The following is a 15,762-nucleotide window of genomic DNA, read 5'->3' as shown; positions in this document are numbered from 1 at the left end:
TTAGTTGTACCTGATAAAAGAAAATAGTTTTAAATAGTAAGGATTACTTTCTCTTACAGGTCTTGCATTGTACACTAAAAGTAATATGTAATTTTAAAGAAAAACTTAAGCTACATATTCTTAAAACTAAAACTTATATTTCATTGCTAATCTTATAATTTGGGTTTCGTAGTAGTTTTCATAAAGTGCAGTAAATCCTTCTCCTGAAATGCGCTGCCTTAATCCAAAGTTGTTAAACAAATCACTTACGGATAATGTGACTTCCCCTTTTTTATCCCAAATAGATTTCTTTAAGCCTAAATCTATTGAAGACCTTGCTAACTCTTCTCCTTGAGGAATATTTCGTTTAGAATAATACAATCCGGTAACTTGGGCTTCTATTTTATAAGGAAGCATAAATGCGTTTGATATTTTAAAATCACCTGCTGTGTCTGATGATTTAGTAATGTTGAAATTTCTTACAAAAGGAAATAATAATGTACCTTCATAAGCACTTATACTATTTATGTAAATATTTGTGCTAGCCGTTAATTTCCAATTTAGTGTAATGTCTTGACTAAATAACAACTCCATTCCAGTGTTGGTACTTTCTCCTGTATTTTGATAAACTCGATTAACAATATCGTAATCTGGATTGCTATTATCTACACTAAAAATGCGTTGATAAGCACCTTTAATCTGTCTGTGATAGATGGCTGAAAACAATGAGCCTGAACCCCAATTATAACGATGTGCTGCTTCTACGCTGTTTGTAAACTGCGGACGTAAATACGGGTTTCCAACTTTTAATAATTCTGGGTCATCATATTTTGGAAAGATGCGCAATTCGGGTTCGCCTGGTCTATCTACTCGACGATTGTAAAATAATGAAAGTTTGTTTTTATCATTTAATTTATACGTAAACCGCACACTTGGGAATAATTCGAAATAATCATATTTATCATTAGCTGCATAATAAGTATTTGCAGGGTCTAATTTGTATGATACATCTGTTTGCTCTGCCCTTAATCCTGCTTCAACATCAAAACGTTCTTTCTCTAAAAGATAATTACCATAAAAAGCATATAGGTTTTCTTTCCATTTTGAGAAATCACCTAAATTAGGATAGATAATAGATTGGTTACCTCTATTTACAGTATAATTTACAGGCAAATTTCTGAATCTCACCTTTGCTCCTGCTTCAATTTTACCACTACTTAATGCACGTGCATAATCTGTAGATAAGCTTGTGGTGTGCTCTATGGCTCTAATATTAGTCATATCTCTACCTATTCTAATAGCAGAACTATCGTTTAGAAAATAACTTTCATCTTCTAGACCTTTTGTATACTGAGTATTCGCCGTTAACGAATGACCTGCCTGAGGAAAGTTATGTTTATAATTAGCTGCGACGTTTATAAAGCTTGTAATTTCTTCTTCTTTCCAAGTGTACAAACGATTACGAACATTATTATCTAAATTAATAAAAGCAACTTGCGAAGTATCTATATGTTTTTCCCTGTCGAACATTCCAGAAAAGGTAATGGCATCATTATCGCTAAGTTCCCAATCTACTCCTCCCGTAATTATAGAACGAAACTGTCTTCTGTTTTCGGGAACTTGTGAAATGATGTTACGACCATCATCGTAATTTCTTGTTGTAAACTCATTATTAGGTAACGCTTCTTGAATGATGAACTCTGATTGTAGAAAATAATTAAGCTTATCTGTTCTGTAATTAAGGTTTAAACTTGGAATCAGTTTAGGATTAACTGAAAAACTTCCATAATCTGTAGGTGTATCTTGTTTTCGTTTAGATAACGCACCCAAACCGAACGACAAACCCACGTCTCCATTCAAACCTGTTTGCTTTTCCTTTTTATAAATGATATTTACAATACCTGCAAAACCGTTAGCATCGTATTTTGCGGATGGATTGTTGATGATTTCAATACGTTCAATATTAGATGCCGGAATATTGCTTAATCCTTTTTGGTTACCAAAACCAGTAAGACTCGATTGTTTGCCGTCTATTAAAACCACTACTTTATCACTACCACGCAACACCACTTTTCCTTCTTGGTCGAAAGCAACACCTGGCATTGTTTTCATAGCATCCACCACAGAACCACCAGACTGCGCCACATTATCAGTAAGACTAAAAGACTTTTTATCCAATGCTGAATTTACAGTCGCTCGTTTTGCTTCAATGGTTACTTCATCTAAAGCTTCAGCAGAGGATTTTAGTTCTATTTTACCTAAATCGAAAATTGGGTTTAATCCACCTGAAGCAATTTTTCGTTGTATCGTTTCAAAACCCAAATAGGTAATATTTATGATGTACTTCCCTGTTTTTAAATCCTTGATTTCAAATCGTCCATTATCATCGCTAATGGTTCCTGTAACTATGGCATTAGTAGCTTCATCATTTATAGAAACACTAACAAAAGGCAAAGTTTCTTGAGTTTCTTGGTCTATAATTTGACCAGTAATAGTAATTGTTTCTTGTGCATTTACAAAGAATGAAATAAATAGTATAAGTACTGTAAGCGTTTGTTTTATCATTAGTTTCAATTTTTACAGGACAAATGTAGTGTTGAAATCTAAAGGGATACTAAAGAAGTTAAGTTGTGAGATATTGAACTTTTAATTTATAAAAATTATTAAAAAAAAGGCTGTCAATAAAAATGATTTTGTCATTTTCAAACAGCCTGTAAACATTTCAAATTTTATTGATTCATCATCATTTCGTGGTCGTATTGACAACAACCTGGTAAACCATCATAAGCTTCTTCACTACCTGCAACTTTTTCGGTATCATATCCTGAAGCTGCAATAGCTTTGTGAATTGTCATAGCATCTGTTTTGGTATCATCAAAAGAAACATCAATCTTCTTTTTGTCTTTATCCCAGTTTGCAGCAGTAACACCTTCAACACTATAGGCTGCTTTTTCAATGGTGTTTTTACACATACCACAATTGCCTCTTACGCCAAAAGATAAATCTGTCATTGCGATTTCTTTGGACATTTCAGTAGTTGATGTTTCAGCTTCCTTTTTAATTTCATTTTTACAACTTGTTAATCCTATAGCCATTATTATAGCTACACTTAAAATTACTTTATTCATTTTTTTAAAATTTAATTGTTATTATTTGATTTATTATTATTCTATGACTTGTTTTACTTCTCCGCAGGTTAACATGGTGCTACCAAAATAGGGATTGATTACTTTTTCTTCTTTACTCAACCAATAAGCGCCATTGTTGTTTTCTGCCATCGGACAAAACTTCACATACACTTTTTCATTAATACCGAACAGTTGTACTGCATTTATTAATTGTGATGATAGATCTTTGAAATGAACTCTTTGCTCCTTTATATCTGATGTTTTGGAAATAGATGTCGCAGCAATTTTTACTTCTTTTTCCAATGACACCCAATGTGTATGTGCTTCATCTTTTAGTAACTTCATATATACTTTAGATATATTATCCAATAAGCTATTTGATATTGTCATTACAGTTTTAAAATCCTCATTGACTAAAGCACCTTTTAAATTGATATAATCATTGTAAACAACTTTTAATTGTTCTTGAAATTTTTCTGACACTTCCAAACGTTCATTCATATTGGTATGGTCGTTCTCTTCTTTTAATGCCTTATTATCCATACCTAAATGTCCTTCGTGACCTGTCATTACTTTGCCACCATCCTTATTCATCATTGATTTTTTACCTTGTAATTGGGCTGCTGCATCTACTGTAAATGTGCCGTTAGTCACGATTTCATTTCCAATAAATAAACCTTCTAAAACTTCATATTCATTACCAATTTGGTTCCCTAAAACAACTTCACGCATTTCAAAAATGGTTTGGTCTGGATTGGTTTTTAAATAGACCACAGAACGTTTACCTGTCCAAAGTACAGCAGATGCAGGGATTGTTAATACCGCATCATTACTACTTGAAACTCGTTCAATATTTGCGGTTACAAACATTCCTGGTTTAAATACATCGTTTTTGTTATTAAGCACCACACGTAAGGTTACTGTTCTTGTTTTAGTATTTAAAATTGGTTCAATGAAATCTACTTTCCCTTTAAATTCCTTATTAGCATAAGCGTTTGTAGTCACTAAAACTTCTTGTCCCTTTTTAAATAAATCGATTTGATTTTCATAGACATCAAAGTTTGCCCAAACCGTATTGAGATTTGCAATCTTAAGCAATGGTTGACCTTGTTTGATGTAGTCGCCTTGTTCTACTAATTTTTCGGTAACTGTTCCTGAAACTGTTGCATAAACTGGAAAGTTTTCTTTTACTTTTTGGGTTTCTTCAATTTGATTGATTTGACTTACAGAAAGCTTCCACAACTTCAATTTATTACGAACTGCCTTATATAATTCAGGTTGGGATTCCTTTAAAGATGATGCCGTAATTAACTCTTGCTGTGCTGCATACAATTCTGGCGAATAAATGGTTGCTAATAATTGACCTTTACGAACTTCTTTGCCTGTAAAACTAACATTCAAACGTTCTATTCTACCCGAAAAATAACTGACTTGTACTGCGTTTGCCTCTTCATTTTCAGCAATTTTACCAGATAATTTAAGGGTGTTGCCATCAACATTTCCTTTACCTACAACAGTTGTTTGAATATTGGCTAAAGCCATCGCATTTTCGGTTAACTTGAATTGGTCTGCTAACAGACCATCACTTCCATTTTCGGCAGGAATTAAGTCCATCCCACAAATAGGACAATCACCTGGTTCTGGTTGCATAATTTGTGGATGCATAGAACACGTCCACATTTGATTGGTTTCTGCAAGCTCGTCGTGATTATGTTCTGTCTGTTCGTTTGATGAACCACTAAAAAGTAACCACCCCAACAATAGACCTATAGTAACTAAGCCTATATATATCACTATTTTATTATTTTTCATTTTCTAATCGTTTTATCATTGCTTTCATTTCTTCTATTTCCTTCTTTTGTGCTTTTATTATATCATCTGCTAATTTTTTAACTTCTGGGTCTTTTATATCCGCTCTTTCACTTGTTAATATTGCGATGGAATGGTGCGGTATCATTGCTTTCATCCAAAGGACATCACCAATAATTGGTGCTTGTGTTCTTACTAATCCTAATGCACTTACAAAGAGAATAAAACTACCTGCAAGTATTGCTATATTCTTTTTTTTGTCGTTATACATTTTTCGCATAAAAAACCACATTATGACAGCCATTGTTGAAATACCCAAACACGTCATATAGAAACGTGTTAAGCTAAACCATACGTGGTCTATGGAATATGTATTTAAGTACATTGTTATATACATAGCTATAAATGATAACCCTAACATTAAAAAAAATGTTTTATAGTTTCCTTTGTTTGTGTGTTCTTTTGAATTTTCCATAATTAGTTTGATTTTATAGTTAAATTTTAATTGTTCTTAATCTTAAAGCATTTGCTATTACCGAAACAGAACTAAAACTCATTGCTAATGCTGCTATCATTGGCGACAATAAAATGCCAAAAAATGGGAATAATACGCCTGCTGCAATAGGTACTCCTAATGTGTTATAAATAAGTGCAAAAAATAGATTTTGCTTTATGTTCTTCATTACGGAATGACTTAAATTTTTAGCCTTTACTATGCCGTGTAAATCACCTTTTACCAGGGTTATCATTGCACTTTCTATCGCTACATCTGTTCCTGTTCCCATTGCAATACCTACATCACTTTTTGCCAATGCTGGTGCATCATTAATACCATCACCTGCCATAGCAACCACTTTTCCATTTTCTTGCAGTTTCTCTACTTCTTTGAGTTTATCTTCTGGTAACATACTGGCTTTAAAATCTGCAAGATTAAGCTCTGATGCTACTGCTTGTGCTGTATCGTGATTATCGCCTGTTAGCATTATTACATCAATACCTTTATCTTGAAGTACTTTAATCGCTTTGGCACTTGTTTCTTTTATTATATCGCCTATAACTACATACCCAACAACGGTTTCATCTAATGACAAATAAGAAACTGTTTTACCCTGTTTTTGGTAAGATTTAGCTTCGTCTTTCATTGTAGAAGTAATATCTGCTTTGGCATATTCCATCATTTTAGGATTCCCTAAAGCCACTTTTTTATCATTTATTATAGCTTCAACACCTTTTCCTGTGACAGCACTAAAGTTTTTAGATTTTATTCTTTCAGCGTTATGTTCCTTTCCATATTTAACTGTCGCTTCTGCCAAAGGATGTTCACTATTGGCATTTAATGAAACAATGTATTGAAGTAGTTCATTTTTGTTTAAAGTATCACTAAAAGCACCTACTGTTTCTACCGTTGGTTTTCCTTCTGTAATAGTTCCTGTTTTATCAACTATAAGTGTATTTACCTTATCCATTTTTTCGAGAGCTTCGGCATTTTTAATTAATACACCATTTTGAGCACCTTTACCCACACCAACCATTACAGACATAGGTGTTGCTAAACCTAAAGCACAAGGACACGCAATGATTAAAACTGCAATTGCATTCACAAACGCATATACATAAACAGGTTCTGGTCCCCAAATTGCCCAAACCATAAATGTGATAATAGAAATAAGAACTACAACTGGCACAAAATAACCTGATACCTTATCTGCTAAATTCTGAATAGGTGCGCGACTTCTACTGGCATCATTAACCATATGTATGATTTGTGAGAGTAAGGTATCACTTCCTACTTTTTCCGCTTTCATCAAGAATGATTGATTCCCATTAATGGTTCCGCTACTTACTTTATCGTCTTGTGATTTATTTACAGGAATAGGTTCTCCTGTTATCATAGATTCATCAATGGTTGTTTCTCCTTCTGTTATTACACCATCTACAGGAATTTTATCACCTGGTTTTACTTTTAGAATATCATTTAATTCTATCTTATCTATACTGACTTCAATTTCTTCATCATCAATTATTTTTATGGCTTTATTAGGTGTTAACTTTAGTAACTCTTTTACTGCGGAATTGGTTTTACTGTGTGCTCGCGCTTCTAACAACTGTCCTAAAAGCACCAAGGTTAGAATAACCGTTGCTGCTTCAAAATAGACGTGTACTGCACCTGATTCAGTTTTAAACTGTGCTGGAAACACATCTGGAAATAACATCCCAAACACACTAAATAACCAAGCCACACCTGCACCGATTCCAATAAGTGTGAACATATTGAGATTCCACGTTTTTATACTTCTATAAGCACGCTCAAAGAACATCCAAGTCGCATAAAATACAACTGGAATAGATAATGCAAACTGAATCCAATTCCAATATTTCTGTTCCATTATATCGTACAATGGATTGTTATTGAGCATTTCGCTCATAGCCATTAAGAATATTGGTAATGTGAATGCAGTTGCTATCCAAAACTTCTTCAATAATTTTTTATAGGTCTTTTCTTCTGCTGAAACATCTGGTTGCATTGGTACTAAATCCATACCGCAAATAGGACACGAACCTGGTTCATCTTTTACGATTTCTGGATGCATTGGACACGTCCATTGTTCTGTTGAAGCTGTCGATAGATTTTGTTCTTCAACCAAATCCATTCCGCAAACAGGACAATCGCCTGATTTATCGTAGGTTTTATCACCTTCGCAATGCATTGGGCAATAAAATGTACCTGTGCCTTTGCCTTTTGATGTTTTTTCTGTTTTATCTTCTAAATGGTGATGATGTTCACCTTGTTTATGAATACTGTATCTCCCACCATCATTTTTTAAGGCTTCTTGAAATGTTTCTATAGGAATATGCAATTCCATTTCGATTGTAGCTTCTGCCTTTTCTAAATTGACTGTTGCTTTTGAAACACCTTCCACTTTAGAAAGTGTTTCTTCTACATGAGTACGACAACCGTTGCACGTCATTCCGTGTATGTGATATGTATGTTTCATTACTATTGTATTAAATAATTAATTATAGTACTCTGAACATAGTAGGTCTTCACAGATTCTATTTGGTTCATTTGAAACTTTAATTGTAGTTCTTGAATATCCAAAACATCATTAAAATCTATCGTTCCTGTTTCGTAGCTTTTGATTAAAATGTCTTCAGCATCTTTGGCTTGTTTTAAGTTCTTGGTTTGAGTCTCATAACTTATTCTTGTCGAAATACGCTCATTAATTGCTTTACTTAAAAGCGTTTCCAAAGTGTTTAATCGTTCTTGTTTTTGAGCCGTAATTTCCTGTTGTTGCAACTTATTTTGCTTGGTTTGAGATTTGTATTTCTTATTGAATATTGGGATGGACACCGAAACCATTGGCATTACAATATCTTTACCGTTATCAGAGAAATTCATATCTGGTCTTTCGGAAATATTGATATAATCCAAGCCAAAACCAATCATAGGACTGCTTTCTTTTTGGTTTAGTAATTCGGATTGTTCTATGGATTGATATAGTTTATCATACTTTAACAATTCAGGGTGTAAGGCTAAATTTTTAGTAGTGATTTCAAAGTCTTCTGAAGGCATCATTAAACCATCTACCACACTAACAGCAGTATCATTTTTCCTGTTCAAAAGCTTATTGAAATTAGTTTGTTCTGCTAAAAACTGTTGACTTAAAACATCTTTTAGTTGTTGCATTTCATTTTGACGCATTTGCAATCGTAACACATCTACAGCTGAAGCTTTGCCAACTTCAACCGAGGTTAATGCTAACGTTTCGTAGGTTTCCAATAGTTTAATATTCTCGCTTAAAACCTCTTGTTTTGCTTTATTAGCGTAAAGATAATAATAGGATTGTGCTACAGAAGCCATCAATTTTCTTTTAGCTACAACAATGTCTTCGTATTTAGCATCTGCCAAAGCACTCACATAATTTTCTCGTGAAGCAATTGTACCAAACCACGGTAACATTTGTTTTGCCGATACTTTAAAACGTTGCGCTCCTGTTCTGGTTTCTGGTTCGCTTACGAAGTAACCCACGCTAAATTCGGTATTAGGAATGGTATTGACTTCATTCACTTTTTCGGAAGCAATGCGATACTGTAATTCAAATTTTTGAATTTCAGGATTATTATTTAATGCTTCATTAATAAGTACTTCTAATTCTTGTGCATTTGAGACACTAAAAATTAATAAACCTATGAGTGTATAAATTATTCTTTTCATTTGTTTGCTCTTTTCAATTTAAACTCTTCTCTCCAGCTATATAATACTGGTACAATAAAGTAAGAGGTAATGTCTATAACCATCCCTCCAAATATTGGAATTGCCATAGGTATCATAATATCACTTCCTTTTCCTGTGGATGTCAATACTGGCAACAGCGCCAAAATGGTAGTTACCGTAGTCATTAAACACGGACGAATACGTTTTTCGGCTGCTTGTAAAGCGGAAGTTCTAATGCTCTTTTTATCCGAAGGTTTTTCTCGCTCAAAAGTTTGCGTGAGGTATGTTGCCATAACGACACCATCATCTGTTGCAATCCCAAATAATGCTATAAAACCTACCCAAACCGCTACACTTAAATTGATGGTTTTCATATTGAAAAGGTCTCGCATATTTTCTCCAAACAAACTAAAATTAAAAAACCAATCTTGACCATACAGCCATATCATTATAAAACCACCTGCAAATGCAACCGTTATTCCTGTAAATACCATTAGTGAGGTAGTAACAGATTTAAACTGGAAATACAGAATCAAGAAAATAATAGCAAGTGCTAATGGAACGACAACGGACAATGTTTTTTCTGCTCGTAACTGATTTTCGTAAGTTCCTGTGAATTTATAACTGATGCCTTTAGGAACCGTTAATTCTCCTGCATCTATTTTTTGCTGAAACAATGCCTGTGCATTTTCAACAACATCCACTTCTGCAAACCCATCTAATTTATCAAACAACACGTAGCCAACTAAAAAGGTGTCCTCACTTTTAATTACCTGTGGTCCTTGTTCATACTGAATAGTCGCCAACTCACTTAATGGAACAGGGCTTCCTTTTTCAACAGGAATATAAATACCTTTTATATCGTTTGGATTACCACGCAACTCTCTTGGATAACGTACTCTAACAGCATAACGCTCTCTACCTTCAACCGTTTGAGTTAAAGCCATACCACCTATTGCAAACTTTAGCACGTTTTGCACATCTTCAATTGACACACCATAACGTGCTATCTTTTCCCTATCAATATCAATGAGCAAATACGGTTTACCAACAATTCTATCTGCAAAAACAGCTTCAACCTTAACACCTTCTGCCTGTTTTAAAAGACTTTCTAATTGCAAACCAAACGCTTCGATTTGTTTTAAATCTTGTCCTTTTACTTTTATTCCCATTGGTGCTCGCATACCTGTTTGAAGCATAACTAATCTGGTTTCTATGGGCTGTAATTTTGGTGCAGACGTAACGCCAGGTAATTTGGTAACTTTAACGATTTCATTCCAAATATCTTCTGGTGATTGTATTTCTGGTCGCCAATTCCTGTAGTATTCTCCATCATTATCTTCGATAAGTTGAGAATGTAAAACTTTTGTAAAAACAACATTTTCGGAATTATTAGGGTTAGCTATAAATGTTCCATTTTTCAATTCAAAAGCACCATCCTCATTAACTTTATAACGTTGCCTTTTTCCTTCGGAATTTCGCATATATTCAGATTTGTACTGAATCATATTTTCATACATCGACAAAGGTGCTGGGTCTAAAGCCGATTCTGTTCGACCAGCTTTTCCAACTACGGTTTCAATTTCTGGAATAGTAGCTACTGCCATATCTAATTGTTGAAGCACTCTTTTGTTTTCTTCAACACCAGAATGTGGTAATGAGGTTGGCATTAATAAAAATGAACCTTCATTTAAAGATGGCATAAATTCTTTTCCAGTATTGTTCATTATCCAAATACCAGAAATAAGTACGGTAGTTGGTATCATTAAAAACAAAAGTTTGTTGGCTAAAGCCCAGTTTAAAATCTGTCCATAATACCTTCTGAAAATTGAAAATATTCCTAAAATTCCGAAGCAAATGATAGCGACAAAAATTAAGTTGATGAAGATACTTCTGTCAAAACCTAGCGGTCTCCAATATTCAGCAAGTAAGAATACAATAGCAGCACATGAGATGATAATATTAACAAGATTGCTATTCTTTTTGTTGAGTTTTCTCGAAACTCCTAATAAACCTGTGACACCAAAAGCAATTAAAATTATCCCTAACCAATATCCAACACCAATAATTGCGATTCCGGCAATTATTAAAGCACCATTTAAAATATGCTTAAAAGAATTTTTAAGTGATGTTTTTCTGAATAAATAAGCTGCTAATGGCGGGATTAGAAATAAGGCAATAACCAAAGATGCTGATAACGCCATCGTTTTGGTAAATGCAAGTGGTCTAAACAATTTTCCTTCTGCACCAATCATTGTAAACACAGGAACAAAACTGATAATTGTGGTTAATACTGCAGTTAAAATCGCTCCAGAAACTTCGGCTGTGGCATTATAAACCACTTCATTTGTAGTTAACTCTGTACCGTCTTCTCGTAATCGTAATTTGTCATCATCGAGATGGCGAATCATATTTTCTGCGAGAATGACGCCTACATCTACCATAGTTCCAATAGCTATAGCAATACCAGAAAGTGCTACAATATTGGCGTCTACGTTAAAAAGTTTCATCGTAACAAAAACCATTAAGACTGCAACAGGCAACAATCCAGAAATTAAAATAGAAGCTCTTAAATTGAAAACCATCACAATAATAACCAAAATGGTAATTAATATTTCTAGTGTCAATGCTTCATTAAGCGTGTCTAATGTTTCTTCAATAAGCTCGGTACGGTCATAGAAGGGAACGACTGTTAATTGAGATGTTCGTCCATCTGCCAATACTTTTGAAGGTAATCCACCTTTCAGTTCCTCAATTTGCGCCTTTACATTGTTAATAACCTCCATTGGATTAGCACCATATCTTGCCACTACAACACCACCAACAACTTCCGCACCTTCCTTATCCAATAAACCTCTTCGTGTTGCTGGACCTAATGATACTTTACCTATGTCTTTAATTTTAATTGAGGTAAAATCTTCTGATGTCACTACAGCATTTTCAATATCTTCAACAGATTTCACATAACCCAAACCACGCACTAAATATTCAGCTTGATTGATTTCTAAAGTCTGCGCACCAATATCTTGATTGCTACTTTTAACCGCTTTTACAATCTGGTTTAAGCTAATGCTATATTGACGCATCAATTCTGGATTAACATCTACTTGATATTCTTGAACATAACCACCAATAGAAGCAACTTCAGAAACACCGCTTGCACTAGATAAAGCATATTTTACGTAGTAATCTTGAATGCTACGCAATTCGTGTAAATCCCAACCACCAGTCACGTTTCCTTTTTCATCACGACCTTCAAGTGTGTACCAGAATATTTGTCCTAATCCTGTTGCATCTGGACCCAAAGCAGGATTAACACCTTCAGGTAATAATCCACTTGGTAATGAGTTTAGTTTTTCTAGAATACGACTACGACTCCAATAGAATTCTACATCTTCTTCGAAAATGATATAGATACTTGAAAACCCAAACATAGACGAACTACGAATGGTTTTTACTCCTGGAATACCTAATAAGGATGTGGTTAATGGATAGGTAATTTGGTCTTCAATATCTTGTGGCGAACGACCATCCCACTTTGTAAATACAATTTGTTGATTTTCTCCGATATCTGGGATGGCATCAACAGCCACAGGATTACTTGGTAAAAATCGAGTATCCCAATTGAAAGGTGCGTTTACAGTTCCCCATCCAACAAAAAGAGCAAGTAGCAGAACTGCAACGAGTTTATTCTCTATAAGAAATTTGATTGCTTTATTAAGCATATGATTTGATTATTAAACAGTTAGACATTGGCGTTAAGAAAACACCGAATACAGCAAATTATCCTTATGACATTATAAAGTCATAGGATAAAACAGTCTATTGTTTAAAAATCAAATTAAATAAGTCTCGTCAATCTTGAAGATTTCCTTTATGACGAGTGGTGGTTCGTATTCTTCAAAAGAAGATACATTGTTTTCTAAACCTTCAAAAAGGTTAATATAGGTATAAACAAATGAAGCGATGAATACTTGTTGTTCAAAAGAAATTTTGTCAACTTGTAATTGTAGTTCGTCTTGACCATCAACTACCAATTGTTCATCATTACAACAATTCTTTTTTGTAATAGAACAACCTTCAGTTGAAGGATTATCCATTTCCATTCCGCATCCTTCAGCTTTATGGAACATAGCAGTTTCTACCAAAGTATCTCCACAATAATGCATACCGAGCGTAAATGACATTGTAGAGTATAACACTACAAAAGCCATTGCTAAAGACATTATTCTATGGAATACTTGTTTCATATTAATTGCGAAGTTACAAAATTTTAACAACTATTGATTTTGTTTAATAGAAGTTTAGAGGTTAATTCCAATTCATTTTTTGTAATCTAACCGCATTTAAAATTGCTAATAATGCTACTCCTACATCGGCAAAAACTGCTTCCCACATTGTTGCTAAACCACCTGCTCCTAAAATTAGAACAATGACCTTAACACCAAATGCTAAAATGATGTTTTGCCATACAATTTTTCGTGTAGAACGACTAATTTTAATTGCTCTCACGACTTTTGAAGGTTGGTCTGTTTGGATGATGACATCTGCTGTTTCTATTGCGACATCGCTACCTAAACCACCCATTGCAATTCCGACATCACTTGCCGCCAAAACTGGCGCATCGTTAATTCCATCGCCAATGAAAGCAATTTTGTTTTCGAGATTCTTCTTTAAAAGCTCAACCTCATTTAGCTTATCTTCTGGCAATAATCCGCCTTTGGCTTTTTCAATGTTTAATTCGGAAGCAACTTTTTGAGTTATGGAATCTTTGTCTCCCGAAAGCATCATAATATTTTTTATGCCTATTTTTTGTAAATTAATAATTGTGTCTTTTACATCGTCTTTCAATTCATCCGCAATAACCACATAACCTGCAAATTTTCCATCGATAGCGACTAAAACGATAGATTCTACAATAGATTCCGTTTCAGATGGTATATCAATATTATTAGAAGTCATTAAGGCTTTATTTCCAACTAAAACGGTTTTGTCATTTACAATACCTTTCAAACCTTTTCCAGCGATTTCTGAAACTTCTGTAGCCTCAAAATCTGCTCCGTCTGCTTTATATTCTAAAATTGCTTTGGAGACTGGATGCGTAGATTGTTCTTCCATCGCCATCAAATATTTCATAAATTCGGTTTCTTCCCAACCAATTGCTTTAATTTCTTTAATCTTGAAAACACCTTTGGTTACAGTTCCTGTTTTATCCATAACCAACGTATTTATTTTGGTCATTGCATCGAGAAACGAAGCGCCTTTAAATAAAATTCCGTTTTTTGAAGCTGCTCCCAATCCGCCAAAGTAGCCTAACGGAATTGAAATTACCAATGCACAAGGACACGAAATCACGAGAAAAATCAAGGCACGATACAACCAATCTCTAAATACATAATCATCCACAAAAAAGTATGGAAGAAACGTAACACCTATGGCTAATAACACAACGATTGGCGTGTAAATTCTTGCAAATTGTCTAATGAATAATTCTGTTTTAGACTTTCGAGCTGTGGCATTCTGTACCATATCCAAAATTCTTGCTATGGAACTATTTTTAAATTCTTTGGTGGTTTCTATTTCAATTACTCCATCCAAATTAATGCTCCCTGCAAATACTTTTTCGCCTTTTACAATCGTATTAGGTTTGCTTTCGCCTGTTAATGCTGCTGTGTTGAATGAACCTTTGTCGGAAAGTAGAATACCATCTAAAGGGATTTTTTCTCCAACACGTACTTGCACTTTTTCACCAATTTCAACCGTTTCTGGACTTACAGACACATAATTATTGTTGCGATATACCAGAGCTTCATTTGGTCTAACATCCAATAATGCTTTAATATTTCCTTTTGCTCTATTTACTGCTGCATTTTGAAATAATTCTCCTACTGCATAAAACAACATTACTGCTACACCCTCTGGATATTCACCAATTATAAACGCACCAATAGTAGCTATAGACATTAAAAAGAACTCTGTAAAAATATCACCCTTTTTAATACTATTCCAACCCTCTTTTACTACTGGAAAACCTACAGGCAAATATGCTATACTGTACCAAACAATACGAGTCCAATTCTTAAAAAAAGAAACATCAAAATAATCTAAACCTATACCCATCATAAGCATCGTAAAACTTATAATTGCTGGCACATAAGTTTTAAATGCACTTCCATTACCGTGATTATGACCATCATCGTGAGAATGTTGCTCTTCTGAATTTGGTTTTAAATCTCTTAAATTGACTTTCTTTTTTTTCATTTTGAATTGAATAAATTTTTAATATCATTAGGTATAGGCATAGATTTTAATGGTGGTACGTTTGCACTGCCTGTGTTACCAAGTGGCACGTGGTCAATAAATGATTTCCAACCACCAACAAGTAACCTAATAATTTGGCCGAGTACTTCTTTAGTATCTTTTTGCATAAATCCAAACTTTAGCATTAACCAATGTGAATAGGTATGTTCTATTGGGTAAGATTGCCCTATGATATGACTGCGTTCTAAATGATACCAAGCATTACTATACTGCTTATTTTCTAAACAGAAACTGTATTGTTTTAATTCTTCTATATAAGCCTGTTTAAGAGGTTTAGGTATTTTAGTATTAAACTTCATATCCATTAAT

Annotated in this window: 10 protein-coding genes; all 10 read right to left on the bottom strand. The window is 34.0% G+C overall.

Features of this window, described 5'->3' with window-relative positions; all coding sequences use genetic code 11:
• Positions 1-126: 126 nt before the first annotated feature.
• Positions 127-2,544, bottom strand: a complete 2,418-nt coding sequence (locus AX016_RS12670) for a TonB-dependent receptor domain-containing protein (RefSeq protein ID WP_198519438.1) — start codon at positions 2,542-2,544, stop codon at positions 127-129.
• A 164-nt stretch (positions 2,545-2,708) separates the two neighbouring features.
• On the bottom strand, positions 2,709-3,107 hold the full coding sequence (locus AX016_RS12665) for a heavy-metal-associated domain-containing protein (RefSeq protein WP_100895954.1): 399 nt from the start codon (positions 3,105-3,107) through the stop codon (positions 2,709-2,711).
• 36 nt (positions 3,108-3,143) lie between these two features.
• On the bottom strand, positions 3,144-4,919 hold the full coding sequence (locus AX016_RS12660) for an efflux RND transporter periplasmic adaptor subunit (protein WP_100895953.1): 1,776 nt from the start codon (positions 4,917-4,919) through the stop codon (positions 3,144-3,146).
• Positions 4,909-5,391: a DUF305 domain-containing protein gene (locus tag AX016_RS12655; protein WP_034643558.1), complete on the bottom strand. Its 483-nt coding sequence runs from the start codon at positions 5,389-5,391 to the stop codon at positions 4,909-4,911. Before AX016_RS12655 ends, AX016_RS12660 begins: the two co-directional genes overlap by 11 nt.
• A 19-nt stretch (positions 5,392-5,410) precedes the next feature.
• Positions 5,411-7,912, bottom strand: a complete 2,502-nt coding sequence (locus tag AX016_RS12650) for a heavy metal translocating P-type ATPase (RefSeq protein ID WP_100895952.1) — start codon at positions 7,910-7,912, stop codon at positions 5,411-5,413.
• A gap of 2 nt (positions 7,913-7,914) precedes the next feature.
• A complete protein-coding gene (locus AX016_RS12645; protein ID WP_100895951.1) occupies positions 7,915-9,132 on the bottom strand; it encodes a TolC family protein in 1,218 nt (405 codons plus the stop codon).
• Positions 9,129-12,857: an efflux RND transporter permease subunit gene (locus AX016_RS12640; protein ID WP_100895950.1), complete on the bottom strand. Its 3,729-nt coding sequence runs from the start codon at positions 12,855-12,857 to the stop codon at positions 9,129-9,131. The genes AX016_RS12645 and AX016_RS12640 overlap by 4 nt, the downstream gene beginning before the upstream one ends.
• Positions 12,858-12,968: 111 nt before the next feature.
• Entirely contained in the window at positions 12,969-13,382 is a 414-nt protein-coding gene (locus tag AX016_RS12635; RefSeq protein ID WP_100895949.1) for an HYC_CC_PP family protein, read from the bottom strand.
• 61 nt (positions 13,383-13,443) lie between these two features.
• On the bottom strand, positions 13,444-15,393 hold the full coding sequence (locus tag AX016_RS12630; protein WP_100895948.1) for a heavy metal translocating P-type ATPase: 1,950 nt from the start codon (positions 15,391-15,393) through the stop codon (positions 13,444-13,446).
• On the bottom strand, positions 15,390-15,752 hold the full coding sequence (locus AX016_RS12625; protein WP_042506456.1) for a DUF3703 domain-containing protein: 363 nt from the start codon (positions 15,750-15,752) through the stop codon (positions 15,390-15,392). Before AX016_RS12625 ends, AX016_RS12630 begins: the two co-directional genes overlap by 4 nt.
• Between the last annotated feature and the right edge of the window lie 10 nt (positions 15,753-15,762).

The sequence above is a fragment of the Cellulophaga sp. RHA19 genome, assembly GCF_002813425.1.
Taxonomy (GTDB): Bacteria; Bacteroidota; Bacteroidia; order Flavobacteriales; family Flavobacteriaceae; genus Cellulophaga.
The sequence above is the reverse complement of the archived record's forward strand: the minus strand, read 5'-3'. Positions and strand labels throughout refer to the sequence as shown.

Coding starts and splice junctions, on each gene's coding strand:
- AX016_RS12645 (WP_100895951.1), bottom strand. CDS start 9,132: ATGAAAAGAATAATTTATACACTCATAGGTTTATTAATTTTTAGTGTC.
- AX016_RS12670 (WP_198519438.1), bottom strand. CDS start 2,544: ATGATAAAACAAACGCTTACAGTACTTATACTATTTATTTCATTCTTT.
- AX016_RS12625 (WP_042506456.1), bottom strand. CDS start 15,752: ATGAAGTTTAATACTAAAATACCTAAACCTCTTAAACAGGCTTATATA.
- AX016_RS12635 (WP_100895949.1), bottom strand. CDS start 13,382: ATGAAACAAGTATTCCATAGAATAATGTCTTTAGCAATGGCTTTTGTA.
- AX016_RS12665 (WP_100895954.1), bottom strand. CDS start 3,107: ATGAATAAAGTAATTTTAAGTGTAGCTATAATAATGGCTATAGGATTA.
- AX016_RS12660 (WP_100895953.1), bottom strand. CDS start 4,919: ATGAAAAATAATAAAATAGTGATATATATAGGCTTAGTTACTATAGGT.
- AX016_RS12640 (WP_100895950.1), bottom strand. CDS start 12,857: ATGCTTAATAAAGCAATCAAATTTCTTATAGAGAATAAACTCGTTGCA.
- AX016_RS12630 (WP_100895948.1), bottom strand. CDS start 15,393: ATGAAAAAAAAGAAAGTCAATTTAAGAGATTTAAAACCAAATTCAGAA.
- AX016_RS12655 (WP_034643558.1), bottom strand. CDS start 5,391: ATGGAAAATTCAAAAGAACACACAAACAAAGGAAACTATAAAACATTT.
- AX016_RS12650 (WP_100895952.1), bottom strand. CDS start 7,912: ATGAAACATACATATCACATACACGGAATGACGTGCAACGGTTGTCGT.